The following is a 26,481-nucleotide window of genomic DNA, read 5'->3' on the forward strand; positions in this document are numbered from 1 at the left end:
TGTGTTAGCAGAGCATAACGCACCAAAAGCTTGGAATGAATGATGCGTTACGCTATCGCTAACACACCCTACGGATATTTCAAAAATTAAATATTAGCCCTATATAAATAAAACTATTCCTAATAGATCATCGTTATCTTGATTTTTGGCAAAAATACTAAAGTAGTAATTAAACTTTATGAAACTGAGCTAATAGGTATCTTAATTACAAATTCTGCACCTTTTCCTGGAGCAGAAAAACAGCTAAGTTGTCCGTTATGTTTTTCAACTATAATCTGATAGCTTATATATAGCCCTAGTCCAGTACCTTTGCCCACAGCTTTAGTGGTGAAAAACGGATCAAATAGCTTTGAGCGAACTTGTTCATTTATCCCCAAACCATTATCAGCAATACTAACCGCTATCCATTTTTCATCGATTACCTCAGTTTTAATTTGAATTTGGGGATTATTCTTTGCGAGTTTTTGATTGTCAGTAGTTTGTGAATTGACTGCTGACCACTGACCATTGATTGCCGACACCTCCAGTGCATCGATCGCATTAGCAAGAATATTCATAAACACTTGGTTGAGTTGACCAGGGGAACAAGTTACATTCGGCAGTTGACTATATTTTTTGATGACTTTGATTTCTGGATACTCATGTTTAGCTTGCAGGCGATGCTCCAAAATCATTAAAGTACTATCAATTCCTTCATGGATATTAACTTCCTTAAGTTCTGCTTCATCCAGTCGGGAAAAGCTACGTAGTGATTTAACAATTTCCTGAATGCGTTCTGTTCCTACTGCCATTGACTGAAAGAGTTTAGTTATATCTTGAATCAGAAAATCTAAATCTATTTCTTCTACTTGCTCTTGGATTTCTGGAGGAGTATCTGGACAAAGTTGTTGATAAATTTGCACCAATTTCAGTAAATCCTGAGTGTATTTATGGGCATGGTGAAGGTTCCCATAAATAAAACTCACGGGGTTATTAATTTCATGGGCAATACCAGCGACCATCTGACCTAAACTAGACATTTTCTCAGCTTGGATAAGCTGAGTTTGGGTAAGTTGCAGTTGGTTTAGTGTTTCTTGTAAAGCAGTTGTACGTTCCTCAACCCGAATTTCTAGCTCTTGATTCGCTTCCCGGAGCGCTGACTCCGCCTGTTTACGTCTCTGAACTTCTTTTGCTAACTGATCGATTTTCTCGTTCAGGAGAACGAAATTACTGCTGGCTAAAGTTCTATTTTCCAAGCGTAAGAGAATTAAAGCTGAAGATTCAGGAGACCAAGGTTGAATAACGGCTCCTTGACTACGACATATTAACGTTTGTGCATCATTCTTTCGTAAAGTTAAGGAGCCAATAACCATTGCCCTGCTACTAGAACAGGCTTGCAGATACTTTACAATATCGTTGGTAGACTCAGTTACAAGTTCAAAGAGCATTCTTCCCCGCAGTTCCTGACGGCGTAACCCCAACATATCTGCAACTGGTTGATTGGTAGCTAACAACTGACCCTCTCCACTCACCAGGAGTAAAGGTTCTGGGAAAACTCTGGCAAATTCAAGAAATTGTTCAGGAGTCATAGGGCTTTCAATTTCAGGGTTCGACTCTACTTTACATATCTGCACTCAAGCTTGTATTCTGGGGTTGGTTTAGTGCTGAAGGCTTTAGACAGATTCTAGTCCTTTAAAGTATTCTCGACCTTCTGCATCTTCTGCCTCTTCTGTAAGTTTTAAGTAAACAATAACTCTACATCCAGGATCACCCTTTGCTATAGTCTCTTGCAATTCTACTTTCGCATATCCCAGATTATTAGCTGCGATCGTCCCAAAGACGTTTGAAGTCATCATGCACATGGCAGGGCGATTAAGTACTTTTTCGCCAAATGGGCAGACGCGGTTGCCAAAGACAATTTTTTCATCATTCTGCTCAATGACATAAAAATCGCCCTGGATTCGTCTTTTTAAATCAACCAAGACATCAGCTACCTGCTTACGAGAAAGGTTGGAGACTTCCAGGGCAGATTTGTAATCTTGGTTGAGCTGCTTACCCATCCTTTCACCAACTACACTAATAAATCCAGAAGCTTCTTCTAAGCCAACTATGTCCTGCAAAGTGCCAGATAGTTCTCTGATTAATGTACGTAAAAATATATCGCGCTCTAAAGAAAGATTAAGCGTAGCTATTGAGTGGCTAAGTGCATTGGTCATAAATTTTGAGGACACAATTTTGTAACTACAGTTCTAGAGTTCCCCAAAATGCCTCTAAAGTAACTGCTTAATCTCTTTCTTCAGATAATTTAATGCTTGCTTTTGTTTCTAACGAATTGGTAGTGTTGATCACAAATTCTACACCTTGTCATTCCGACAGTTCCCGATTTTGCAAAGTCTATTTTAGCTTACGTCCGCATTATCACCCCACGCATAAATCCGCTTGTTCACAATCAGGATAAAAGTTTCCTGTTTTCCATAAATAAATTTTGTTGCTCTGAAACCGTCACTGCTTATAGAGAATCTGGATCGTTACTGTGACCTACTACTGTCTTAAACATAAATTTATATTTATTGAGAATCATCTATCTACAGGATTAGAGTTCCTAACTTGTCAGAAACATTTTGCTGATGTATTAATTCCCTATGAAAAGGCTAGGGTAGCCTACTCCTACTTTTGAACAAGCTATGCATAGCGTCAATCACAGGAGAAAAAAATTTCCAAGATGTCTATAACACGACTTACTATGATTCTTAAATGGGAAGCTTAATGATAAACTCTGAACCTTGTCCTAGTCCTGAATTTACCTCTATAGTTCCTCCATGTTTTTCCACAACAATTTGACGGGCTATTGATAATCCTAATCCTGTGCCTTGACCCACAGGCTTGGTGGTGAATAAATAGTCAAATATTTTTTGCTGGACATCAGCCGACATTCCCGCGCCATTATCTTTAATGCGAATCAAGATATGATTTTTATCTTCAGTAAGAGTAGTTTGAATCAAAACTTGATTGGGATTTGCTTCAATTTCAATATAGGTGCGTCCTGTATTAGACTCCTCTAAAGCATCAATAGCATTAGCTAATAAATTCATAAATACCTGATTTAGTTGTCCGATAAAGCATTCTAATTCTGGCAAATTATCGTAATATTTAATTACTTGAATATCGGGTCGATCCTCGGATGCTTTTAAGCGGTGTTTGAGAATCATGATTGTACTGTCGATGCCATCATGAATGTTGCAAGAAATTTTGCGATCGCTATCTGAACGAGAAAAGGTTCTCAGACTGGTACTAATGTTGCGAATGCGCTGAACACCCTCTTTCATTGAGGAAATTAAATTAGGTAGATCAGAAAGCATATACTTCAAATCTATGGCTGCAATTTCCTCTTGAATTTCTGGAACCGGATTAGGATAGTGCAGCTGATAGAGATCAATGAGGTTAATCATGTCTTGGAAATATACTGAAGCGTGTCCAAGATTTCCATGAATGAAACCAACTGGATTATTAATTTCATGAGCAACTCCTGCTACTAATTGACCAAGGGCGGACATTTTTTCTGTCTGTACAAGCTGAAGTTGAGACTCTTGTAGGTCTTTTAATGCCCTAGACAGCGCTGCTGTCCTTTCTGCAACTCGCTTTTCTAAAGTTTTTGTCAGATTTCGTAATTGAAGATGGGTTTTAATTCTAGCTAATAATTCTTCTTCATGAAAGGGTTTGGTGATGTAATCAACTGCTCCTATACTTAAACCCTTTACTTTACTATCATTATCAGAATTTGCCGTCATAAAAATTACGGGTATATCACAAGTAGCCGAATTCTCTTTCAGCCTTTTACAGGTTTCAAATCCATCTATACCCGGCATCATTACATCTAATAAAATCAAATCAGGTATCCTAGATTCAACCTGTTTAAGTGCCCTTTCACCATCATTTTCTGTAGTAACTTTAAAGCCGACATTAGTTAATATCTCAAAGACAAATTCTAAATTAGTAGTAGTATCATCTACTACTAATATTAAACTATCTTCTGGTACATTAAGCGTTTTTGTATCTGGCGTATAATTCATGTATTTAAATTAATTTCCCTCCTTGTTAGTTGTTCTCTATTCGCCCTGCGATCGCAGCTTAGTCACCTCTATTTTATTGGCAGACTGACTGACAAATTTCTCGTCTGACAATTCTATAGTTCCCAAAAACTCTGATAACAGCAACATTCTCACACTAAATTGCCCACAGCTTTTCGCTGGGGCGATCGCTATAGTATGGACATCAACCATCAATTTTCACTTTCACCAGAGTTGAACATCCTCTTTCATGAAGGCGATCGCTCTTAAATTAGTCATTATTACCCTTGTCTTTTTAGAAAATTAGCGTTAGTTCTGAATAATCTTGCTGATGCTTACTACTAATTTTGTCAGTTTGTAATCTGTATTTATAGTGAACACAAATATCCATAAATATTTTTCTAAGATAATCTGAAATCCATATATTTTCGGATATCTTTTTAAAAAATATAATGAACAATTGCTGATTAAGGCGGGTAATATTTACATCCTTTGAAACATTACCACTAGTGATGTAAAGCTAGTTTACTGGCTGTGCAAGAATGATGTGACTAGGAATTAAATTAAAAAACTATCTCTCTTAAATCCTTAATAACTTCATGAAGTCTATTTATTATGAAAGAAATCACTATTCCTGATTTATACTGCCCATTTCCAACCCAGATAAATAAACATGTAGATGTTTTGCAAGAGTATGCTTTTGAATGGGTACTGCGCTTCAACCTTCTGGCAGATGAATCGTCTTATCAGCGTTTCTCCAAGGCAAATTTTTTTTTACTAGCTGCGGGTACTTACCCTTCCTGCCAGCTTGAAGAACTGAAGATTGCAAATGACTTATTGAGCTGGTTATTTATTTGGGATGACCAATGCGATTTGTCAGATTTAGGAAAACAACCTGAACTACTAAAGGGTTTTCATAATAGATTTTTGGAAATATTAAATGGGGAAGAACTTACGAATCAAGATGTACCTCTCGCTCATGCCTTAAGTAACTTAAGATATCGGATACTCGAAAGAGGAAACACGAAATGGTTTCATCACTTCCTCCGTAGCTTTAAAGGCTACTTCCAAGGATGTGTCGAGGAAGCAACTAATCGTATCCAGGGAGTTGTACCTGATATTGACATTTATATGGCGATACGTATATTAGCTGGAGGGGTGGAACCTGTTATCGAATTGATTGAATTTTGCGACCATTTAATAATTCCTGATTTTGTCCGAGAACACGACATCGTGAAAAAACTAAAACTGATGGCAACTAAGGTTCTTTGCTGGGGTAACGATATTTTCTCGGCACTCAGGGAAATGGCAGATGGCGACGTTCATAATTTAGTGTTGGTACTGCATTATCAACAGAAGTTGCCTCTGGAACAAGCAATTAAGCGTGCTGCCGAAATCCACGATCAAGACGTGCGAACTATGATGATTTTAGAAGCATCTATTCCCACTTTTGGAGAAGAAATAGATGCTGAACTCGCAAAATATATATCAGGATTGCATAGCTGGATAAGTGCCAACCTCGATTGGTGTGCTCAAACTACTCGCTATCAGACTGCTGAAAAGCTAGAGGTAATTAAATCTTAAAAGAATTACAACTGTTCTAAGCTAAGTAGGAAACTGTCGCGCATTTTACTTGTACTTTTTGCAGCTTGTAGTTCTTACAGTGGAGCATTTGAACATAAAAATTAAATAGCCAAGAGCTTATTACTCGAAAAGTGAAGGTGGAAAATTAGCACAATTTCAAAATGAAACATTAAATGCAACTACCTAATCCTCTCAAAACCCCCTCTTTGCTACAAAAGCTTCAGTGGGTTACTGACCCTGTTAGCTATATGGAAAATGCAGCTCAACAGTATCCCGATATTTTTACTGGTAAGATAATCGGTTTTGGTGACACAGTAGTCTTTGTGAACCATCCCCAGGCAATCCAGGAAATTTTAACTAATGATAGAAAGAAGTTTATTGCTGTTGGTGATGCGAACAAAATTCTGGAACCCTTAGTAGGGAAACATTCACTCTCCTTACTGGAGGGGACTAGTCACAAACAACAGCGTCAACTCGTGATGCCTGCTTTTCATGGAGAGCGAATGCAAGCCTATGGTCAGCAGATTTGTAGTCTGACTGCAAAAGTTTTTAGTCAGTTACCACTTGATCAGCCCTTTTCTGCTCGAAATTTAACACAGGAGATATCACTACAAGTCATCTTACAGGTTGTCTTTGGTTTGGATGAGGGAGAAAGATTTCAACAACTTAAGCGTCTAATGCTATTGCTATTGGATCTTTTTCGCTCGCCCTTTACTTCTAGTTTATTCTTTTTCTCATTCTTGCAAAAGGATTTAGGAACTTGGAGTCCTTGGGGAAAATTTCTGCGCGATCGTCAACAAATTGATGAATTGATCTATGCTGAAATTGCGGAACGTAGGCAGCAACTCGATCCAAAATCCATCGATATACTCTCCTTGCTTATGTCAGCGCAGGATGACGCTGGTCAATTAATGACGGATCTAGAGTTGCGCGATCAGTTGATGACCTTGATGCTTGCAGGATATGAAACTACGGCAACAGCAATGGCTTGGGGATTGTACTGGATTCACCAAAAGCCCCTAGTCCTTGAAAAACTACTTGATGAACTCGATACCCTTGGTGATTTGCCAGATCCAATAAGCATTTATCGACTGCCATATCTCACAGCTGTCTGCAATGAAACTTTGCGAATCCATCCTGTTTTCATGTTCTCGTTCCCCAGAGTGGTGCAAGAACCCATTAAACTACTGCGACACCCTTTAGAGCCTGGGACTGTACTGCTTCCCTGTATTTATCTCACTCATCAGCGTGAGGATTTATATCCTCAACCGAAGGAGTTTCAACCAGAGCGCTTTATTGAGAGCCAATTTTCTCCCTATGAATTTCTACCTTTTGGTGGCGGTGTCCGTCGTTGTATTGGCGAGGCTTTGGCTCTATTTCAAATGAAGCTAGTATTAGCAACCGTTTTGTCACGCTATCATTTGGCGCTAGTTGATCAGCGTCCAGAGCGACCTCAGCGTCGAGGTTTTACCCTTGCGCCTTCCAGTGGAGTCAAGATGGTAATTACAGGACGACGTGCGCGTCAAGAGTCTTTAGTTAATATGACAACTACACCCGTATCCTAGAGCATCGATTCAGGAATCGAAAACCTAACCCCTCAGCCTCCCTCCCTACAAAGGTTGGGGAGAGGTTCTTCCAGGATTACTGAATTGGTGTTCTAGTAGCTTGTCAGAGTTGTTTTGATGAGTCTTAGAGGATGTTTCAAAAGTGGTATATTGTGCTTTTAATCACATTCTTACCCTCCTTAATCCCCCCGATATATTGGGGGGAAACAAGAAAATCCAGTTCCCTCCCCTTTATAAGGGGAGGGTTAGGGTGGGGTAAAAAAATATTTGATACATCAATCATGACTTTTCAAACATCCTCTTAGAAATCACCCAGTTTTTAGAATTGTAGGTTGGGTAGAGCAAAGCAAAACTCGACAAACTTCCAAATGTTAGGTTTCGCTTTATTTAACCCAACTTTGTATTTTAAAAGAAGTGTTACTAGTCTAGATATCTGACTGTAGCATCGGGATCTCAATCACGAACTCAGTTCCCCCTCCTAATGAGGACTCACAGGTTAAACTACCCTTGTGTTTGTCCACAATAATTTGATAGCTAATCGATAACCCTAACCCCGTACCACTTCCTACCAACTTGGTAGTAAAAAATGGGTCAAATATTTTCTGCTGCACCGCTTTTGTCATACCAGAACCGTTATCGGCAATCCGAATTATCGCCGTATTAGAATCTGTTAGTTCAGTAAAGATGTGAATTTGTCCTACCCTATGAGAAGCTGCTGACGCGTCTATGTCCTTTGTTATTTGTTCTTTGTCATTTACCAATGATGGATGACCAATGAAAAATGAATCTTCTAAAGCATCAATTGCATTACTCAGGATATTCATAAATACCTGATTGAGTTGACCAGGATAACAAATAACTTCCGGTAAATTTCCGTATTGTTTGATGACTTCAATTTCCGGAAAATTGCTCTTTTCTTTAAGTCGGTACTGCAAAATCATTAAGGTGTTGTCTATTCCCTCATGTACATCTACAGGCTTCATCTCAGATTCATCTAGACGAGAAAAGTTGCGTAAGCCCAAAACAATATTCCGGATACGCGAACTCCCGACTTTCATTGAATCTAGAATCTTTGGCAAGTCTTCTGCTAGGAAATCTATGTCAATCTCCTCAGCTTTCTCCTCAATTAAAGGCGAAGGACGAGGATATTCTTGCTGATAAACAACTACCAGATGCAACAAGTCTTGGACATACTCACTAGCATGATTAATATTTCCATGAATAAAGTTAATAGGGTTATTGATTTCATGGGCAATTCCCGCCACCATTTGTCCCAAAGAAGACATTTTTTCACTTTGGATCAATTGGATCTGGGTACGTTGTAATTCCTGTAGAGCTTCTTCTAAACAGTGATTTTTGTTGTTAAGTTGCTGTGTTCTGTCCTGGACTTTTTCTTCTAGAGTATGATTATATTCCTCTAAGCTTTCTTTAGCTTGCGCCAAATTTTTATAGAGGATAGCATTTTCTAGGGATATTGCTGCTTGAGTGGTGAGGAGTTTGAGAACTTCTACGCGATCGCGTGTAAATGCTCCTGTCGTCAGATGATTTTCTAGATAAAGAATTCCAATTAATTTACCTTGATTTAGAAGAGGTATAGACAACAAACTCTTAGGTTCTTCACTAATAATGTAGCTATCACCTGCTAGAAAAGAAACAGCCATTGCATCATCAATAACTAAGATTTCTCTGGAGCGCTTAACGTAGTTAATCAAAGTAATCGGAACATCATAGCTTGACTCAAGGTAAGTTGATGGAAACTCTGTGTAGGTTTGCTCAAAAGTTGAACTTGAACAAACAGCCGTGACAGTTAATGCTAAGTTATCACCTTCGCTTAAAATCAAAGCACATTTAGAGGCTCCTGCATTCTCCATCACAACTTTCATTAAAGTAGAAAGTAGTCGTTCAAGCTCGATTTCACCAGAGAGGGCTTGAGATGCTTTAATGAATGCGGCTAAATCCAGAGAGTTAGAAATACTTGTCTTCGAGCCAATAAGAGTTTGTTGATTACTCAGGGTAGATAAAGATGATATAGATCTGTTATTGAAAGAAGTGCTTTCCTCGCTGGAATTGATACTTACTTTTTCTTGCTGAAATATGGGAGCAAGTAATTGGGGATAGCTTTTTGCCAAATCGTCAACCTTGGCTAACGCTCCCCAGCGAACGTAGCAATAATAGGCATCAGTTAGGTAAGTTTGGGCAATCTTATCTTTGTCCCATTCTAGATAAAATTTAGCTGCAAGTTCGTTAGCCAGAGCTTCTTCGTTGATATACTCATGTTTTTTCGCGAGGGAGATAGCACGATCATACGATTCCATTGCTTCAATATATTGATCTCCAATTCGATGCCGTTCAGCCTCTACAAGATAATATTTGTGTAAATAATTCATGGGGGCATGATGCGCCCATTTTTGCATCTTGTCCTGATTGGCTTGTACTTTATCGAGAATAAGCTTTTGTTCAGAAGCAGATGCCTCAGAATACACCGCAAGTCTAGCCAGTGAATCGTAAAAATGGAAAAGAGGAAAAACTAGCTGTCCTATACCACCATCTAAATACTTTTCTGCCAAAGTAGCATTTTCAACTGCTTGAGGGAACTCATGAAATGAGTAACATAATTGCAATTTATTGTAATATAAATATAAAAGTCCTATAACATCATTGGTTTGAAGATGAAGCGGCTGTATTATCTCCTCATTATATGCTTTCCCGACTAAATAACAGGGATTTATAACATTTCCCAGCCAGTTTAAAATACTCTGCTGATATATGCTATTCCAGTTAAATATTGTTTCTTGCTTAATTTGTCTGATGGCATTGCTGTAAGTTGCTATATCCCGTTCCACCTCTGTCAGTTCTCTACCGATGAAATATGTAGAGTAGCAATAATTGTTAAGACAATAGGCTGCATGTTCTAAATCCCCAGTTTCTAGCCCGGCAGAGTAAGCCTCAAGCAAAGGTTTTAATATTTCCCTGGTATGCTCCTTCCAATGCCAGATAGCTGTATAGAATACCATCATGATCTTAGTTTTAACTTCTTTAACATTGAATTTAACTAAAAGGCTCAAAGCTAATTTGCCAAATTGATAGCCAGATTCAATATCTCCCACTACCCCGCAGAGAATTACCCCGTAAGCAACATACGCATAAGCAGACGAGGAAGTATTACCATATTTGAGCGATAAATTGATTTGTTTAATAACAATCAGCGGAAACAGTTCAGGAGTGACTGAATAGCTAACAGCAGTTACAGCTGATAGGATACGCATAGCTGCTATCTGCTGCGCTTCTGTCATCTCTGGTAGGTTCATTAAGTCATCAATGCGCCTACCATTCAGATTTAATGCTAATTCCGCCATTGCTAGCTGAATATCAGACTGGCCTGGATTCTCAGGAAACTCCACTCCCAAAAGTTTCAAAAAGGTTAGGGCTGTATTTACAGCCTTCAGTGCTTGGTTCTGCGCCCCATAAGCCTGAATTTTGACTTCATAAACTTTCACTTTTTCTAGCAGTGTTTTACGTACCAACACCACCTCTGCTAATTCCTCCATGTGTTCAAAATTGCCAGCCAGGTATGCTGCCTCTGTCGCAGTCTCATATAAAGCAAGGGTGAGATGATGTTTCGTCTCCCAACTATCACCTGCCAGCAGTTGGATGCCGGTAGTTAAATATTTAACCGCAGTTGGATAAGCTGTTGATGCTAAAGCTTTACGTCCAGCAATTAAATTCATCTGGCCCAGTTCATCTCGTTTAGCTTGAGGAGAGATGAATTCCACTGCGATATTAAACTGATTGACAAGCTCAAAAATCTTTTCTTCCTGTTCTGCAACTGAAATATTGTTCAATAACAGTAGCCCAATTTTTAAGTGAATTGGTTTTTTTTGTTTTTCGGGAATCAAAGAATAAGCGGCTTGCTGCACTCGGTCATGGACAAATTTATATTTAGGCAACTGTAAATTAGAAATTGGGAATTGTGTAGATTCTATTCCATGAACGATAAATTCTTGATTAGTATTATCTTTGGGAAAGATGTTATAATTCTCAGTCTGTGGTAAAACTAGCCCATCAAGTAATGCTTGCCACAAATCTGATGCTGTATCTACTACAGATTTTTCATTGACGATCGCCAGAGTTTTTAAGTCAAATTGATTCCCAATACAGGCAGCAAGTTTCAGAACTTTTTGGGTATATATTGGCAATTTTTCTATTTGCAGCGCGATAAATTCTACTACATCATCTGTGAGAGCTAATTCTTTGACTTTTGAAATATCATACTGCCAATGACCAGCGTCAAAGTTTAATACAATTAGCCCATCATCGTGTAAAGACTTAAGAAATTGGACAGAAAAGAAGGGATTGCCTTTAGTTTTGGCAAACACCATCTGCGTGAGAGGAACAGCAATTAATTCAGGACAATGAAGGGTATCAGCAATTAGATGATTTAAATCGCCCTGATTTAAGGGTTTAAGAGTGATCGTATTAATGATTGCTTTTGCTTTTTTAATCTCCTGTAGTGTCAAATAAAGCGGATGTGCCTTGGAAACTTCATTATCTCGATACGAAGCAACTAACAAGAAACCCCCCTTAGTTTCACGCATCTGTTCTGTCTCTCCTGAAAGAGAAGACAACGTGCTTTCACACATTAATAACTGAATTAATTTCAAAGATGCCGTATCTGCCCATTGCAAGTCATCCAGAAAGATAACCAGGGGATGTTCTTTCGTGGTGAAGATTTGGATGAATTTTTGAAACAATAAATTGAAACGATTTTGGGCAGCACCGCCAGAGAGTTCTGTAACCGGAGGTTGCTTGCCAATAATCTGTTCCAGTTCAGGAATTACATCAATAATCACCTGAGTTTGTGTACCCAATTCCCGTATAACTTTGGCTTTCCACTGTTGAATCTGGGCATCAGTTTCCGAGAGCAGTTGCCCGATTAAGTCCCGAAAAGCTTGCACCAATCCTGACAAGGGAATGTCACGTTGAAACTGGTCAAATTTTCCTTTGATGAAATAACTACGCTGCCGCACAATAGGTTTGTGAACTTCATTGACCACAGCAGTTTTGCCAATGCCAGAGAAACCTGCGACTAATATCATTTCTGTTGCCCCCTCTGTCACACGCTTAAAAGCAGCGAGTAGGGTCTCAACTTCACTTTGGCGGCCATAGAGTTTTTCGGGGATTACGAAACGGTCTGAGATGTCCCTCACACCTAGTTCAAAGGGTGCAATATTTCCTATTTCTTGCCACTGGCTTTGACACACCTCCAAGTCACGTTTTAACCCTAAAGCACTTTGATAGCGGTCTTCGGCATTTTTTGCCATCAGCTTGCTGATAATGTCAGACAAAATTGGCGGAATATCGGAGTTAATCCGACTGGCTTTTAGCGGTTGTTTGGCAATGTGAGAGTAAACTAACTCCATCGGATCTTTAGTGGTGAAGGGTAACTGTCCGGTGAGGAGTTGAAAGAAGGTGACACCGAGGGAATAAAAATCAGTGCGGTAGTCAATACCTCGGTTCATTCTTCCGGTTTGTTCTGGGGAAATGTAAGCTAGCGTCCCTTCTAAGATGTTGGGATTCGTGATAAATTGAATTTCTCTTGGCAGGAGGGTGGCAATACTAAAGTCGATGAGTTTTATTTCATCTGTGGTAGGGTTTATTAGGATGTTGGCAGGCTTGATGTCTTTGTGAATGATGCGATCGCGATGCAGTCCTTCAAGGGTAGAAACAATTTCAATAGCTATGTGGAAAAACTCATTGAGGGAAACCCTATTTTCCTCTTTCCCCTTGTCCTCCAGTCGCCAGTCTTGGAGGGAAATGCCGCCAAAATCTTCCATCACTAGGATGTAGCTGTTACGGTAGTTTTCTAGGCTATAGGTTTTGACTATGCCAGGAAGATCGAGGTTTTTGGTGATGATATATTGATTGCGGAACTGGGCGATTTCCGCGAACGTAGGATATTCATTCCGCATCAATTTGAGAACGACTGATTTTTGGTCTTGTTCTCTAATGCCCCGATAAACTAGGGTTTTACTGCCTAAGTAGATTTGCTCAGTGATGCGATAGCCAGGAAACGCATATAATCCATCTAATACTACTAACATTGCGGACTATGCTCATAATTCTTGTTTCTATGGTTTAGTATTCCCTTGCGAAGACTATCAATATCACGAAATAGGATTTTTTTGTTTAACTTGTATTATAAAATATGATTTTTTACTAAATATCTGAGCTTTAACTATTAATTCCGTAAAGGCTAATTTGGGTATAAATAAATAAGGCTACCAAGGATATTGCTACCAAATTTCTCTGGTAAATATTTGCTCTTGCTGCTTTCGATCTGTGGACTAGCTATCAACTTTCGGCGCAAATTTGGTATGTAGCAGACCAAATAATAAAAAAGCCTGCCGTTATCCTTAACTTAAGGGCAAACTGTGGCAGGTTTAGTGGGTCTAGGGCTGCTTTGCTAGACTAACAACTGAGTTCAACCCCTTCTCCTGCAAAGACGTTATGCGTAGCTTGCTTCACCGTAGAAGTACGGGGAATTTAAAATTCAAAATTCAAAAATTATGGAGGTGCAGATAATCGCTAGTTATTTTTTCCTGTTTTTGAATTTTGTTATCAATGATGATTTGTCAACATAAGTATTTTTGAACTAACTATTTTTACCCGCTTTTAATCGGACACCCGTTATTAAAGACGGGGTATTTTCGGCTGCGATAATAATAACAAGCACAAATGCTACTTGATTTTTTGTTTAATAAAAGTCACAACCTGAGTTAGCTGTTTCTTCAAACCATCAATTTCTGCTTGCATTTTGACCATTTTCTCATTCAACGCATTAATTTCTGCGTTAGAGGCTCCTCCGGCACTAGGGGTTGCGATCGCAGTATTTGCAGCAGTAGGAGTTGCGATCGCAGTATTTGCAGCAGTAGGGACTCCTACCGTAGCAGTATTTGCGACGCTAGGGACTGCTACCGTAGCAGTTGCAACTCCAGAAATTGCAACTGTGCCATTTTTAACACTAACTGCTGCTCCTACTGGAACTAGTTCTGGGCGCGGCTGTTTCGCCTTGGTCATCGCTAACTTAATTGCGCTAATTAGTTGCTTCTGATCAAAAGGCTTGCCCAGAAATTCAAAATATTCAAAGGGTTCTGTGATTTTCTCCGTCACCTCTTCCTTGCGACCAGACATGATCACCAAAGGAATTTTCCTTAACTCCGGATCGGCTTGAACTTTCTGGAAAACCTCCCAGCCACTCATTTTAGGCAACAGGAAATCCAGCATAATCAGGCTGAGTTTTTCCTGAAGGATAAAATTTAGTCCTTCCAAACCGTCTTTTGCTTCTAGTACCTCAAAATTGCCCGGAGGCAACATTTCTCGTACTTTTACCCTGACAACTGTAGTGTCATCGATAACTAAAATCTTGTTGCTTGCCACGACTGTTTGCTCTAACAGAAACTTTAAGTGTAAATAGCGGCTTTGCCGATTGTCCTTGAGAATCCTCCCACTATATACAAAATTTCTAGCAATTGGGGGATAGTATATTTCGGTATAAATAACATTGCTAGAGGTGTTTTGCAAAACTTTTGCTTACGCTCTTTTCGATTTATGTCATGGTGATATTTAAGGCTTTAGCTTTGATCTGGGGCATAAGGACATGGAGACACGGTGACTTCATTAAGAGCATTCCCGCCTCTCCCCCTCCCTGCGTCTATTCTTATCTATCATTTGTTTATTGACAGGCCACTACTCTATATCCGCATCTTGCTTGGATGTCTATGATTTCGTCACAACAAGCCGAACTAAAGTCTGAAATTACGGCAATGCCTAGCTGGTTACGTCGCCCGATTGGCAAAGCCAGTGAAATCTCTACCGTACAACGCATTATTAAGCAGCGCCAAATTCACACGATTTGCGAAGAAGGACGTTGTCCCAACCGAGGAGAGTGCTATGCCCAAAAAACTGCAACTTTCTTACTAATGGGGCCTACTTGTACACGCTCTTGTGCTTTCTGTCAAGTAGATAAAGGTCATACACCAATGCCTCTTGATTTAGAGGAACCCCAAAAGGTAGCACAGGCGGTGCAGCTTTTAGGATTGCGTTATGTGGTGCTGACTTCTGTAGCCCGTGATGACTTGCCCGATCAGGGTGCAGGGCACTTTGTGAAGACGATCGCGACTATCCGCCAATTGAACCCAGAGACTCAAATTGAAGTGCTGACCCCAGATTTTTGGGGTGGTGCTGGTGTAGGGAAGTCAGGTCAACGCCAGCGGATAGCGATGATTGTAAAAGCCAAACCAGCTTGTTTTAATCACAATATTGAGACAGTGGAACGGTTAACTGGGCCAGTGCGGCGGGGAGCCAAGTACGATCGCTCACTATCAGTACTGGCTATGGTCAAAGAAATCGATCCGACAATTCCCACCAAATCAGGTTTGATGCTGGGACACGGAGAAACGCTTGATGAAGTCGTTGAAGCAATGGCTGCTCTAAGGGCTGTGGGGTGCGATCGCTTGACTATCGGGCAGTATATGCGTCCATCTTTAGAACATCTGCCAGTCCAAAAATATTGGACTCCAGAGGAATTTGATCAACTCGGCAGATTAGCATGGGAAATGGGATTTAACCATGTCCGTTCTGGGCCTCTGGTTCGCAGTTCCTACCATGCTGGAGAGGAGGGAGTGGGGAGTGGGGAGTAGGGAGTGGGGGAGCAGAGGAGCAAGGGAAGAAAAAATAACCAATGCCCCATGCCCCACGCCCCATGCCCTATGCCCCATGCCCAATTCCCAACTTCACACAAATATTCTTAAAGAATTTGGATATTTGGTACACCAGTTTGGTATTTCTTAAAAAGTCCTGATATTAGGAGAACCGCATTATGACTGCTAAAGCTAAAAATTCCCCAGTTGCCGACAGTGGAGCTAAACCTCCCTACGCCTATCGCACAGGCTGGGCACTGTTCTTGTTAGCTATCAATTTCCTGGTAGCAGCCTACTATTTCCACATTATTGAATAGTTAGAAGTGGAATGGTGCTGCTCAAATCGTTCCTTTGAATAAACCTTTGGGACGAATGAGCAGCACCAAAATCATGATCAACAGTGCTACACCTTGTTTATACTGTGAACCCAGCCAAGGAGTGCTAACTTCCTGGACGATGCCAATAATAAAAGCTGCTGCGATCGCACCGTAAGGGTTGCCAATCCCACCAAGAATCACTGAGGCAAATAATGGTAAAATTAGAAACCATCCCATATTCGGGCGCACGGCTGTAATTAACCCATACATACTTCCGCCCAATGAGGTAAGAGTGCCAGCAATTAGCCAAGTCCAGAAAATTACTCGGTCAACATTGATACCTGAAACCCTGGCTAAGTCCAGATCATCAGCAACTGCTCGCATCGCCTTACCAATTTTGGTATTTTGCAGCAGGTAATGCAGTGCCAAAATTGCTAGCACCGCCAACCCCAATACCAATAATTGATTTTGCGGCACCTTTAAACCCAAAATATCTAAAGCTGGGGTAACAGGTAAATCATAATTTTGGTTCCTGCCACCCCAGATAAAAATAATGCCGTTGCGAAGAAATAAGGCAAGTCCGATAGAAATAATAATCAGCGTAGTGGAAGTAGCCCGGATAGAGCGCATCTTTGACCACAGTAACTTTTCCGATAACAGCATTGCTGCTACTGTTCCCGCCGCCGCCAGAATCATCGACAGCCAAATATTGACTCCAATAGTGTTTATCAGCCAGGTCAGATAGGCTCCCAAAGTTAGAAAGTCACCATGAGCAAAATTCGATAACCGTAAAATTCCATAGGTAAGAGTGAGTCCGACTGCGGCTAGAGCAATAATGCTCCCTACCGCAATCCCATTAACGATTAGTTGGGCGAATTGTGTATCCATAAGTCTTACAGTTGCTTTAAAAATTTTAGGTCGGTGGTTAATACAATAATTTTTTTGGTCTAGCTGCTAAACTCGACATCATAAGTTATGGTTTATAACAACATAGGTTATGGTTTATAAATAAAAAAGAATTGTCCGCTAATATACATAAAATCCTGTTCGGATTTTTATGCGAAGCTAAACTTGTTCAGCGGTCTAGTTGACCATGCAGCAGTATTCAAGCTTACCAGACCAAAACTCACAGATAGATGCAACGCCAAAACTTTTGACAACAATTCAGCAACTTCGCGCCAAGTTGTGGCTGGAGAGCAGCTTGAACCAGTTGCAAAGTCGCCTTAATGATTGCCTGCTTTCTGCTTGTAACACTGTCCCACAGGCAGGAGCCGCACAAGCGGAAATTTTCCAAACTGTAGTTAACGAAATTGATAGTGCTGTGAACAGCAGTAATTTGGCGCTCACAGATTGCGCCATAGGCATTGCTCTGTTTCAACCACAAGAAACTGTTGCCACTGTTTGCTATGTTTCTTGTTCTCTATCGCCAAACTCACAACCTCTATTTCTAGAAGTGCTAACAGCAGGAAAAAAGCTGCTGTTGAGATTGCAAGAGGTTATAGAACTCGAAGATTTGCAGCAGCTTGAAAATCAACAATCACCGAGCGCTTGGCGGTTAGCTGATGATTCTGGCAGCGTCATAGGCTGGCTAATTATCGCCGCAGCGCCCCTAAGCTCTGATCGTGAGTCGCTCATAGAATCACAAGCTCAACTCAGATCACAATTGATGGCAAGGTCTGCCAAGCATTGTACTACAGCCTTGTTACAACTTAGACACATCCTATCTTGGCAGCAACGGTATCAACAGTTAAGTAACTCTAATCAAGAATTTGAGCGCACCAATCAACTCAAAAATCAGTTTCTGGCAAACACCAGTCATGAAATTCGCACACCCCTTAGTTCTATTATTGGGTTTACCCACCTGCTTTTAGCCCAAGGGTTCAAACCAACTAAAGAACGCCAGCAAGAATATTTAAATATCATTCAGTCTAGCGGCAAGCACTTGCTAGCTCTGATTAATGATATTTTGGATCTTTCTAAAATTGAAGCAAACCAACTGGAAGTACGGTGGGAAACAGTAGATGTGTCACTGCTGTGTGACAATGTTTTAGCACTGGTGAAAGAGAAAGCGGCTAATAAGGGTTTGAAATTGTGCCTAGAACTTGAACCCGATATTACAACCCTAGTAGCTGACTCCTTACGACTCAAGCAAATGCTGTTAAATTTACTCTTCAACGCCCTAAAGTTTACTAGTAAAGGAAGTGTTGGCTTACAGGTTGCTTCCAAAGGTGTATTTGTGCATTTTACAGTTTGGGATACTGGCACTGGCATTTCCCAAGAAGACCAAGTTCAACTGTTTCAACCCTATTTTCAAATTGCCAAGGCTGTAGCTGATGGTGTTGAAGGTACTGGTTTGGGTTTAGCAGTGACTCAAAAACTCGCCGAAATTCACGGTGGTTCCGTGAAAGTGGAATCTGAAGTAGATTACGGCTCCCGTTTTACCCTCGTACTTCCCCTTAAGCAAGAGGCGGGAGATGAGGGAGATGAGGGAGCAGGGGAAGCAGGGGAAGCAAAAATTTATTCATTTCCTCTGCTTTTCATACCTAGTTCCTGTGTAGATATTTTGCTGGTAGAAAATGATTTACCTAACGCCGATTTGATGCAAATTTATTTACGTAAATTGGGATATCAGGTGACTTGGGTCAAAAATGCTGCCGAGATGTGGGAAGCTCTAACTGTGTTAGAGCCAGCGGTGATTTTAATGGATGTTTATCTGGCAGATGGAAATGGTCTTAACTTGGTGCAACAACTGCGAGAACATGGGCAATATAAAACGATTCCAGTAATTGTTCAAACAGCAATGGCAATGAAAGGCGATCGCGAAACTTGTTTAGCAGCTGGAGTGGATGAGTATATTTCTAAACCGATTGATTTACCACTTTTAGCGAGTTTGGTGGCCAAGTACAGCAAAGCATCAATAACGGGAGAAATAGAGGAGTAGGGGAGCAGAGGGAAATACTACAATGGTATTTATTGGGTGCTATAGGGTTTTGGCAGGATTGGGAAATGATGCTGACAGAAAAATTTGAGCAATTAAGAGCTTTATTTAGAGAAATGGAGCAGGCGTTGATTGCCTACTCTGGAGGCGTTGATAGCACTTTGGTTGCCAAAATTGCTTATGATGTCTTGGGCGATCGCGCTTTGGCTGTCACGGCTGTTTCTGCTTCGCTATTGCCAGAAGAGTTGGAAGATGCCAAAATTCAAGCCGCAACTATTGGGATTCCTCATAAAATTGTCCAGACTCACGAGATGGAAAATCCCAATTACACCTCTAACCCTGTTAACCGCTGTTATTTTTGCAAAAGTGAGTTGCACGACACTCTTAAACCTTTAGCTTTACAGTTGGGTTATCCCTATGTAGTAGATGGGGTGAATGCCGATGATTTGCATGATTATCGCCCAGGAATTCAGGCGGCTAAGGAAAGAGGGGCGCGATCGCCTTTAGCAGAAGTCGGTGTCACCAAAGTTGAAGTTCGCCAACTTTCGCAACAACTCGGTTTACCTTGGTGGGATAAACCTGCTCAACCTTGCCTCAGTTCCCGGTTTCCTTACGGTGAAGAGATTACTGTGGCTAAGTTGCAACGAGTCGGCAGAGCAGAAATTTTCTTAAGAAAGCTGGGTTGGCAGAATTTGCGCGTGCGTTCAGAAGGCGATACAGCACGCATTGAATTACCACCAGAACAAATTAAAGAGTTTGTGTTGACTAACGATTTACAAACATTAGTTTCCGCATTTCAAGATTTTGGATTTATCTACGTAACCTTAGATTTAGAAGGTTATCGCAGTGGTAAGTTGAATCAGGTTTTGAATCGGGAAGCCTTGGGCGTTAAAGTATAGGATTTTAGTTGTATAGAGATAGAGTTTATATTTATTTACCTTCTATAGAAACTAGAAAGCAACCGTTAATTCTCCAGATATTATCGGGCTGTTTTTCCATAAAATATAAAGCCCTCAAGGGAACTCCATCAGGAGCAAGTAGCAGCACTGGCTGAGTTATGCTTCCCTGGATGGTTGTTATCTTCTCAAAAAAGACAGAGCGAGGACGGTATACTGCTGGGTAGCTTGTCTTGACCATCTGTATAAAATTTTCTGGGGTTCCAAATTGCGCCTGAATTGCCGGACTAGCGAAGGCAAAAGCGCCTTGAGCGTCATCCTTTTTAAAGGCTGCCAATTGGTGTTCAATTACAGAACGTATGTTGATGGAATCAGTATCAGGAACTTCCATAAATCTAAAAATTGCGATCGCTAGAAGCATCGGCGTTAACGTCGAGCGATCGCTCAATTCTGGTGCTGAGTGAGTTTGTATTCTATCTGCTGTAGTGCCGATCGCCACACATCATATCCCTCTTGAGACAGGTGCAACCCATCTGTGGTCAACTCTGGGCGCAAATTGCCTTCCATATCCGTAAACCAGCTATAGACATTTAGATAATTAGCGTTTTCTTGCTTGGCAATCAGGGTTAGTTGGATGTTGATGTGACGAATGCGGCTATTGGGAATTTTTGGTAGGCGAGTAGGCAAAATTGATTGGATAATAATTTGAGCTTGGGGGTGAGTCTGTCGTAAACGCCGGACAATCCGGCGATAATTACGCAAAATTGTTTCATCACTAGCGCCTTTTCGTAAGTCGTTAATCCCAGCCATGATGTAAATCACATCCGGCCGCGTTGCCGAAAATGCTCCCAATCTTTTTAAAACGCCACTGGAAGTATCTCCAGATATGCCTTGATTCAGCCACAATTTCCCAGTAGGCAGTTTTTCTCTCGGAAACCACATGCTCAAAGAATCACCAACTAAGATACTTAGATGATTTGCACCTTGACCTTGAGCGATCGCTCTAGCTTCTAAAGCTAATAAACTTTTCCAGTCGTCATAAGTTAGTTGACGTTTCTTGATCGACTCCCACAATGATTGCAAATTATCACTATCTACGCGTGTATAAATCTGACCTGTTTTCAGAGCCGCCAATCTTTGGTAGTAAAGTTGATTCCCAGATGTCAGTGAGAGGCTAGTTGCTTGGGTGCTGGGGTTGAGTGATGACTCTGTTGGGGCTGGTAATACCTGACTGCTGAATTCTGGTACGCTAGGGACGTTTTTCTCACCTACTGTTGGCTGCGAATGCGAACTTTTTAGGAGTTGGAACGCTTGGCCGCTAAGTTCTGGTAAGGAAAGATCAACGCTCTTGATAATTTTTGTACTGACTATTGTCTGCGAACCCTGTTTTAAATCCCACAGGAATCTAGAACTTTCTGGGAGGACAATTGACAGATGTGGAAGAGCCGATGCTGGTATTGCTAATCCTGTTAACAAGCCTGCTGCCAACAGATAACGGTCCCTCATCGCTTTCTCTCTCCTCTACTCACTGCTTTTCCCTATGACAGCATTAGTTGCTTGTAGTCAGGAAAATTTTACTTCGGTTAAGTTATTATTCTTATTTACACTGTATAGTTCTGTAAAGCGTGTTCACGAGATTATATTTGACAATTTACGATCTCTTTAAAGTACGGTTTTCTCGGTGGTATACAAGTCTTATTTGTGAGAATACTTCTACTGAAAGTACTGTTTTCATCAGCCGACCATTTTAAATAACTCAGTTTTCACCAATATTGCAAGTGTTTGTAAACTCGGCGATTAGTGAGTTATTTTTGAGTATCTCAGGACAGAGGTTTTTGCTTTTATTTCAGGTTCCCAGATTTCAGTAAATTGTGCGATCGCATGAGAGTTTGCTAGAGCCAGAGGCGATGTCTTACGACAAGCCGTTTCTGTACTAGACGCTCCGCGAACATGTCTGTGCTTTTTAATTTCTCATATGAAATTGAGCGGTGCAAATGCATCAGTTATCAAATATGGGATTAGTCAGATTAAAGATTCGAGAACTAGCATAAGAGCAAGGATGGACATTAAAAGAAGTTTCTGACTGTTCTGGGGTAATTTACAGCACAGTTAGAAGTTCTGCCCGTCGTCCAGGAATGACAACAGTTGACTTTACTGCTATCCACAAATTAGATCGCACCTTTGATGTGACGATTGAAGACTTAGTAGAAATTCTAGAGTGAATAGCCAAAAGTTTAACTGTTGAGAATATTGATATCATACGATGTGTGTCCTCAATGAGCAAGCATCAGGTTTGCCATACTCAGAATTTGAGAACTCACTAAAAAAAGAGGTTTGACCCTTAATCAAACAGGTTTAGGATAACTCTGGAATCATCTACAGTGATCGCAGACACTATACCCGTTATGCTGGAATGACAAAAGTTACATTTATTTTCATTAAAAAGTAGACTCTTACGTTTGATGCCATTATTGAGGATTTGATATAAATTGTCCAGTAGTCTGATCATGTCCTGCACTTAGAAGCGTTGTACTCTATATACGTAATTTAAAATTTATGTTTACTCATTGAAGTATGAGTTGAAACACATTTAAATTAAGTTTTCTCTCTAGAGAATAACCTCATTGAAAGTGCTAATATTTAGGCTGAATCATTAGTGTTTTCCTTTTCTTCTGTGGCAAGAGCTAGTACAGCAATTGGTGTCAGTCCCATTATTAAGCAGATTGTGCAAAAGCAGGCACATTCGACACGTTTAACCCTGAAAGAAGTTATTCTTATGGGGATGTTAGCTATTGAAAAACTAGATGATCAAGGTCGTCAAGAGCTAGCGGATCAAGTTCATCAAATGCAGGTGAATGGAGAAATTTAATTGAGTAGTTATGAGTTACGAGTGAGGAGTTATAAATTTTAACTCCTCACTCCTGACTCTTGACTCTTCACTTAATTTGGTTATTTGCTAAATCGATAACGACTTCCCATTACATAATTTTCATTAATTTCAAAAGATATCCATCGGCGTTGCAGAGTCTGTGCAACAAAGCCGGTTGTATTAGAACCTGCAAATGGATCTAAAACCATATCACCTTCATCAGTTAAGAATTTGATGAAGAACTCGGCGAACCCTTGAGGAAAACGTGCTGGATGGGGTCTAATTTCTGCTGTTTTGCAGCGTCGTAAATAAGCGCTATTAGATTCAGTATTAGCAATTTCTAGCAAATTTGGTGGAATTGCACCCTGGTTATCCTTTTGGAATTTATCCGAAATATCATGTCCACTAGGACGTATTTTTGGTTTATAGCCATTTTTGAGTAACTGTTTCATACTTTGGCTATAGGGCTTTAAAACTTTTCTGTTATCTGCTTTAGGATTCGGTGTTTTAGACAACCACCAAACTGTATTTACTGAGTCTTTCACACGAATCCGCCTGATTGTCACCCACTCAGCAGGGGTTGGCAGTCGAGCCGGATTATAGTGGTAGAATTCTTGAGCAAGAAAGAAACCTACTTCTTTGCATAATCTAACTAAAAGTTCGTATTGGTAGATACTCCGCACGGGATTACCAGGTAGGTAAGCGCCACCTAAATCTAGTACTAATGAGCCATTATCTGCCAGTACTCTTTTAAATTCATAGGCAAAAGGTAGAAACCACTCAATATATTTTTCAGCAGTTTCATTACCGTATTCTTTTTTTCGTGTCAGAGCAAATGGGGGTGAGGTGATAATTAAATTAATCCTATTATCATCAATGAATTTAATAAGTTTAAGGCTATCACCTAAATATGCTGCTCCGTTCTGCTGGGTATAAGAGGGATTAAAAATTATTGCTTTTGGTGGCGTTATTGGTTCTTCTTGCAAGAGTTATAAGATTATCTCGTTTTTTATAGTTATAACTTGTTTTGGTATTGTTAAAGTATTTAATTTTAAAAGTTATTTTTTTAACGCAGAGGGACACAGAGGAAAGTGCAAAGTAACGCCGAGGAGTATATTAACTTTCGGTACGCTTTGTGATCGCAAAGCGTCTCCGACACATGACATATATTTGGATTTTGAGTAATGCCTTCTTGCCAGTTTGTCATGGTTAGGCGATCGCACTTTTAATATTTAAAAAAAAATCCCCCACCTTGCGGCAGGGGATTTTTATTACTTACCTACAAAACTAGTAGCCGAATTAACCGAACTTACCAGCAGTAGAAGCAATCAAGAATGCTGCGTAAGTAACGATGTAGCCAACAGTGAAGTGAGCTAGACCAACTACACGAGCTTGAACAATCGACAGAGCCACGGGCTTATCTTTCCAGCGAACTAGGTTAGCTAGAGGAGTGCGTTCGTGTGCCCAAACAAGGGTTTCAATCAACTCTTGCCAGTAACCTCTCCAGGAGATTAAGAACATGAAGCCAGTAGCCCAAACTAGGTGTCCAAATAGGAACATCCAAGCCCAGACAGACAGGTTATTCACGCCGTAAGGGTTGTAACCGTTAATCAACTGAGCAGAGTTAGCCCAGAGGTAATCGCGGAACCAGCCCATGAGATATGTAGAGTTCTCATTGAACTGAGCTACGTTGCCTTGCCAAATACCTAGATGTTTCCAATGCCAGTAGAACGTAACCCAACCAAGGGTGTTCAGCATCCAGAATGTAGCGAGGTAGAAGGAATCCCAAGCTGAGATGTCACAAGTACCGCCACGACCGGGGCCGTCACAAGGGAAGGCATAGCCGAAGTCCTTTTTATCGGGCATCAGCTTAGAACCACGGGCATCCAAAGCACCTTTGACCAAGATCAAGGTGGTGGTGTGCAGACCCAAAGCGATCGCATGGTGTACCAAGAAGTCGCCAGGGCCAATGGTCAAGAACAGGGAGTTAGTACCAGCGTTGATGGCATCTAACCAGCCTGGTAGCCAAACGTTAGCGTAGTTGGGCCATGCTGTGTAAGCAATACTATCGGGGTTAGATAGCAAAGTATCTAAACCGTACAGTACTTTACCGTTAGCAGCTTGGACGAATTGAGCAAATACTGGCTCAATCAAGATTTGCTTTTCAGGAGTACCAAAAGCAACTACTACGTCGTTGTGTACGTACAGACCAAGGGTGTGGAAGCCCAAGAAAAGGGATACCCAGCTGAGGTGGGAAATAATCGCTTCTTTGTGCTGCAACACACGCTCAAGGACGTTACCCTTGTTTTGCTCTGGGTCGTAATCACGTACCCAGAATATTGCTCCGTGGGCAAAAGCACCAAGCATCAGGAATCCAGCAATATACTGGTGATGCGTGTACAACGCTGCCTGGGTTGTGTAGTCCTTCGCAATAAATGCGTAGGAAGGCATGGAGTACATGTGCTGCGCTACCAGGGAAGTAACAACACCTAGCGCTGCTAAGTGCCAACCCAATTGGAAGTGCAGGGAGTTGTTGTAGGTGTCGTAGATACCTTGGTGAGGTAGGTTGAACGGGCCTTCAACAGGAATACCAAAGAAATTCTTGGCATTCAAGGCTTCTTTGAGACTGTGACCAATCCCAAAGTTTGTCCGGTACATGTGACCGGCAATGATGAATAGAACTGCGATCGCTAGGTGGTGGTGAGCTATGTCAGTCAGCCACAAAGCTTCTGTCTGAGGATGGAAGCCACCCAAGAAACTCAGAATTGCAGTCCCGGCACCTTGCGATGTCCCGAATATATGTCCAGGAGTGTCAGGGTTTTGAGAGTAAACACCCCAATTGCCTGTAAAGAATGGTGTCAAACCGGCTGGGTGGGGTGGGGTACTCAAGAAGTTATCCCAACCTACGTGCTGACCGCGAGCTTCGGGGACAGCAACGTGAATTAAGTGACCAGCCCATGCCAAAGAACTAACACCAAACAAACCTGCTAAGTGGTGGTTTAGACGATGTTCAGCGCTCTTAAACCATGCCAAGCTGGGACGGTACTTGGGTTGCAAGTGCAGCCAACCAGCGAACAAGAATACAGCTGCGAATAACAGCAAGAACACTGAACCGTTATACAGTTCGCCGTTCGTCCGCATTCCGATGGTATACCACCAATGGTAGAGACCAGAGTAGGTAATGTTTACCGGATTGCTAGCGCCAGCTTGCGTAAAAGCTTCGATCGCTGGTTTACCGAAGTGGGGGTCCCAAATCGCATGGGCGATGGGACGGATGTGAAGGGGATCTTTAATCCACTGTTCAAAGTTACCTTGCCAGGCTACGTGGAACAGGAGGCTGGATGCCCACAGGAAGATGATTGCCAAGTGACCGAAGTGAGTTGCGAAAATCTTTTGGTAAAGATTTTCTTCCGTCATGCCATCATGGGTTTCAAAATCGTTGCCTGTAGCGATCGCATACCATATCCGACGAGTCGTCGGGTCCTGTGCGAGATCCTGGCTAAATTTCGGAAATTTTGTCGCCATAGGTTTAATAAATCCTCTGACCTTTAGCCATCAAGTATCAGC

18 protein-coding genes and 1 pseudogene are annotated in these 26,481 nt (G+C 41.1%); 8 read left to right on the forward strand and 11 right to left on the reverse strand.

Annotated elements, in window-relative coordinates; all coding sequences use genetic code 11:
- Positions 1 to 176: 176 nt before the first annotated feature.
- The 4 genes from V7K30_RS13805 to V7K30_RS13820 all read right to left on the reverse strand — a co-directional run bounded on the left by V7K30_RS13805 (position 177) and on the right by V7K30_RS13820 (position 4,259).
- The gene (locus tag V7K30_RS13805) at positions 177 to 1,568 is read right to left on the reverse strand and encodes an ATP-binding protein (RefSeq protein WP_335000002.1); all 1,392 of its coding nucleotides are present in this window, start codon (positions 1,566 to 1,568) and stop codon (positions 177 to 179) included.
- Between the two features lie 84 nt (positions 1,569 to 1,652).
- Positions 1,653 to 2,195 carry a methanogen output domain 1-containing protein gene (locus V7K30_RS13810; protein WP_335000004.1) on the reverse strand — a complete coding sequence of 181 codons (543 nt, stop codon included), beginning with the start codon at positions 2,193 to 2,195 and terminating at the stop codon, positions 1,653 to 1,655.
- A gap of 534 nt (positions 2,196 to 2,729) precedes the next feature.
- On the reverse strand, positions 2,730 to 4,049 hold the full coding sequence (locus V7K30_RS13815; protein WP_335000006.1) for a hybrid sensor histidine kinase/response regulator: 1,320 nt from the start codon (positions 4,047 to 4,049) through the stop codon (positions 2,730 to 2,732).
- Between the two features lie 36 nt (positions 4,050 to 4,085).
- Positions 4,086 to 4,259 carry a hypothetical protein gene (locus V7K30_RS13820; RefSeq protein WP_335000008.1) on the reverse strand — a complete coding sequence of 58 codons (174 nt, stop codon included), beginning with the start codon at positions 4,257 to 4,259 and terminating at the stop codon, positions 4,086 to 4,088.
- A 402-nt stretch (positions 4,260 to 4,661) separates the two neighbouring features.
- On the opposite strand from V7K30_RS13820, the gene V7K30_RS13825 reads away from it, so the two are divergent.
- Together V7K30_RS13825 and V7K30_RS13830 are read left to right on the forward strand one after the other, a co-directional pair.
- Complete coding sequence (locus V7K30_RS13825) at positions 4,662 to 5,630, forward strand: terpene synthase family protein (protein WP_335000010.1); 969 nt, start codon at positions 4,662 to 4,664, stop codon at positions 5,628 to 5,630.
- A gap of 173 nt (positions 5,631 to 5,803) precedes the next feature.
- Entirely contained in the window at positions 5,804 to 7,195 is a 1,392-nt protein-coding gene (locus tag V7K30_RS13830; RefSeq protein ID WP_335000012.1) for a cytochrome P450, read from the forward strand.
- Positions 7,196 to 7,620: 425 nt separating this feature from the next.
- Here V7K30_RS13830 and V7K30_RS13835 read toward each other — a convergent pair whose 3' ends face one another.
- Positions 7,621 to 13,296 carry a trifunctional serine/threonine-protein kinase/ATP-binding protein/sensor histidine kinase gene (locus V7K30_RS13835; protein ID WP_335000014.1) on the reverse strand — a complete coding sequence of 1,892 codons (5,676 nt, stop codon included), beginning with the start codon at positions 13,294 to 13,296 and terminating at the stop codon, positions 7,621 to 7,623.
- A gap of 637 nt (positions 13,297 to 13,933) precedes the next feature.
- The gene (locus V7K30_RS13840; RefSeq protein WP_335000016.1) at positions 13,934 to 14,632 is read right to left on the reverse strand and encodes a response regulator; all 699 of its coding nucleotides are present in this window, start codon (positions 14,630 to 14,632) and stop codon (positions 13,934 to 13,936) included.
- Between the two features lie 341 nt (positions 14,633 to 14,973).
- Here V7K30_RS13840 and lipA point away from each other — a divergent pair, with 341 nt between their 5' ends.
- Together lipA and V7K30_RS13850 are read left to right on the forward strand one after the other, a co-directional pair.
- Positions 14,974 to 15,894 (forward strand): lipoyl synthase, encoded by a 921-nt coding sequence (lipA, locus tag V7K30_RS13845; protein WP_335000018.1) that lies wholly within the window; start codon positions 14,974 to 14,976, stop codon positions 15,892 to 15,894.
- Positions 15,895 to 16,073: 179 nt separating this feature from the next.
- Positions 16,074 to 16,211, forward strand: a complete 138-nt coding sequence (locus V7K30_RS13850) for a photosystem I protein PsaX (RefSeq protein ID WP_292740238.1) — start codon at positions 16,074 to 16,076, stop codon at positions 16,209 to 16,211.
- 21 nt (positions 16,212 to 16,232) lie between these two features.
- On the opposite strand, the gene V7K30_RS13855 is transcribed toward V7K30_RS13850, so the two are convergent.
- Positions 16,233 to 17,099, reverse strand: coding sequence for a branched-chain amino acid ABC transporter permease (locus V7K30_RS13855; RefSeq protein ID WP_335000021.1), 867 nt, complete (start codon positions 17,097 to 17,099; stop codon positions 16,233 to 16,235).
- A gap of 205 nt (positions 17,100 to 17,304) precedes the next feature.
- Between V7K30_RS13855 and hrmK the strand changes: the two genes are divergently transcribed.
- Positions 17,305 to 19,152, forward strand: a complete 1,848-nt coding sequence (hrmK, locus tag V7K30_RS13860; RefSeq protein WP_335000023.1) for a hybrid histidine kinase/response regulator HrmK — start codon at positions 17,305 to 17,307, stop codon at positions 19,150 to 19,152.
- A gap of 68 nt (positions 19,153 to 19,220) precedes the next feature.
- The gene (gene larE, locus V7K30_RS13865) at positions 19,221 to 20,048 is read left to right on the forward strand and encodes an ATP-dependent sacrificial sulfur transferase LarE (RefSeq protein WP_335000189.1); all 828 of its coding nucleotides are present in this window, start codon (positions 19,221 to 19,223) and stop codon (positions 20,046 to 20,048) included.
- 31 nt (positions 20,049 to 20,079) lie between these two features.
- Here larE and V7K30_RS13870 read toward each other — a convergent pair whose 3' ends face one another.
- Together V7K30_RS13870 and V7K30_RS13875 are read right to left on the reverse strand one after the other, a co-directional pair.
- On the reverse strand, positions 20,080 to 20,436 hold the full coding sequence (locus V7K30_RS13870; RefSeq protein WP_335000191.1) for a DUF4864 domain-containing protein: 357 nt from the start codon (positions 20,434 to 20,436) through the stop codon (positions 20,080 to 20,082).
- Positions 20,437 to 20,489: 53 nt separating this feature from the next.
- The gene (locus V7K30_RS13875) at positions 20,490 to 21,551 is read right to left on the reverse strand and encodes an SGNH/GDSL hydrolase family protein (protein ID WP_335000025.1); all 1,062 of its coding nucleotides are present in this window, start codon (positions 21,549 to 21,551) and stop codon (positions 20,490 to 20,492) included.
- Positions 21,552 to 22,057: 506 nt separating this feature from the next.
- On the opposite strand from V7K30_RS13875, the pseudogene V7K30_RS13880 reads away from it, so the two are divergent.
- Both V7K30_RS13880 and V7K30_RS13885 read left to right on the forward strand, forming a co-directional pair.
- Positions 22,058 to 22,267 (forward strand): annotated as a pseudogene (locus V7K30_RS13880) (helix-turn-helix domain-containing protein).
- A 434-nt stretch (positions 22,268 to 22,701) separates the two neighbouring features.
- Positions 22,702 to 22,914: a hypothetical protein gene (locus V7K30_RS13885; RefSeq protein WP_335000027.1), complete on the forward strand. Its 213-nt coding sequence runs from the start codon at positions 22,702 to 22,704 to the stop codon at positions 22,912 to 22,914.
- A gap of 80 nt (positions 22,915 to 22,994) precedes the next feature.
- Here V7K30_RS13885 and V7K30_RS13890 read toward each other — a convergent pair whose 3' ends face one another.
- On the reverse strand, positions 22,995 to 23,900 hold the full coding sequence (locus tag V7K30_RS13890) for a DNA-methyltransferase (RefSeq protein ID WP_335000029.1): 906 nt from the start codon (positions 23,898 to 23,900) through the stop codon (positions 22,995 to 22,997).
- Between the two features lie 313 nt (positions 23,901 to 24,213).
- The gene (gene psaB / locus V7K30_RS13895) at positions 24,214 to 26,439 is read right to left on the reverse strand and encodes a photosystem I core protein PsaB (RefSeq protein WP_335000031.1); all 2,226 of its coding nucleotides are present in this window, start codon (positions 26,437 to 26,439) and stop codon (positions 24,214 to 24,216) included.
- Between the last annotated feature and the right edge of the window lie 42 nt (positions 26,440 to 26,481).

This window comes from Nostoc sp. (genome assembly GCF_036917655.1).
Classification (GTDB): domain Bacteria; phylum Cyanobacteriota; class Cyanobacteriia; order Cyanobacteriales; family Nostocaceae; genus Nostoc.

What these genes read in the sequence shown, in the direction of transcription:
- V7K30_RS13805 (WP_335000002.1), bottom strand. Translation starts at nt 1,568, where the DNA reads ATGACTCCTGAACAATTTCTTGAATTTGCCAGAGTTTTCCCAGAACCT.
- V7K30_RS13810 (WP_335000004.1), bottom strand. Translation starts at nt 2,195, where the DNA reads ATGACCAATGCACTTAGCCACTCAATAGCTACGCTTAATCTTTCTTTA.
- V7K30_RS13815 (WP_335000006.1), bottom strand. Translation starts at nt 4,049, where the DNA reads ATGAATTATACGCCAGATACAAAAACGCTTAATGTACCAGAAGATAGT.
- V7K30_RS13820 (WP_335000008.1), bottom strand. Translation starts at nt 4,259, where the DNA reads ATGGTTGATGTCCATACTATAGCGATCGCCCCAGCGAAAAGCTGTGGG.
- V7K30_RS13825 (WP_335000010.1), top strand. Translation starts at nt 4,662, where the DNA reads ATGAAAGAAATCACTATTCCTGATTTATACTGCCCATTTCCAACCCAG.
- V7K30_RS13830 (WP_335000012.1), top strand. Translation starts at nt 5,804, where the DNA reads ATGCAACTACCTAATCCTCTCAAAACCCCCTCTTTGCTACAAAAGCTT.
- V7K30_RS13835 (WP_335000014.1), bottom strand. Translation starts at nt 13,296, where the DNA reads ATGTTAGTAGTATTAGATGGATTATATGCGTTTCCTGGCTATCGCATC.
- lipA (WP_335000018.1), top strand. Translation starts at nt 14,974, where the DNA reads ATGATTTCGTCACAACAAGCCGAACTAAAGTCTGAAATTACGGCAATG.
- V7K30_RS13850 (WP_292740238.1), top strand. Translation starts at nt 16,074, where the DNA reads ATGACTGCTAAAGCTAAAAATTCCCCAGTTGCCGACAGTGGAGCTAAA.
- V7K30_RS13855 (WP_335000021.1), bottom strand. Translation starts at nt 17,099, where the DNA reads ATGGATACACAATTCGCCCAACTAATCGTTAATGGGATTGCGGTAGGG.
- hrmK (WP_335000023.1), top strand. Translation starts at nt 17,305, where the DNA reads ATGCAGCAGTATTCAAGCTTACCAGACCAAAACTCACAGATAGATGCA.
- larE (WP_335000189.1), top strand. Translation starts at nt 19,221, where the DNA reads ATGCTGACAGAAAAATTTGAGCAATTAAGAGCTTTATTTAGAGAAATG.
- V7K30_RS13870 (WP_335000191.1), bottom strand. Translation starts at nt 20,436, where the DNA reads ATGGAAGTTCCTGATACTGATTCCATCAACATACGTTCTGTAATTGAA.
- V7K30_RS13875 (WP_335000025.1), bottom strand. Translation starts at nt 21,551, where the DNA reads ATGAGGGACCGTTATCTGTTGGCAGCAGGCTTGTTAACAGGATTAGCA.
- psaB (WP_335000031.1), bottom strand. Translation starts at nt 26,439, where the DNA reads ATGGCGACAAAATTTCCGAAATTTAGCCAGGATCTCGCACAGGACCCG.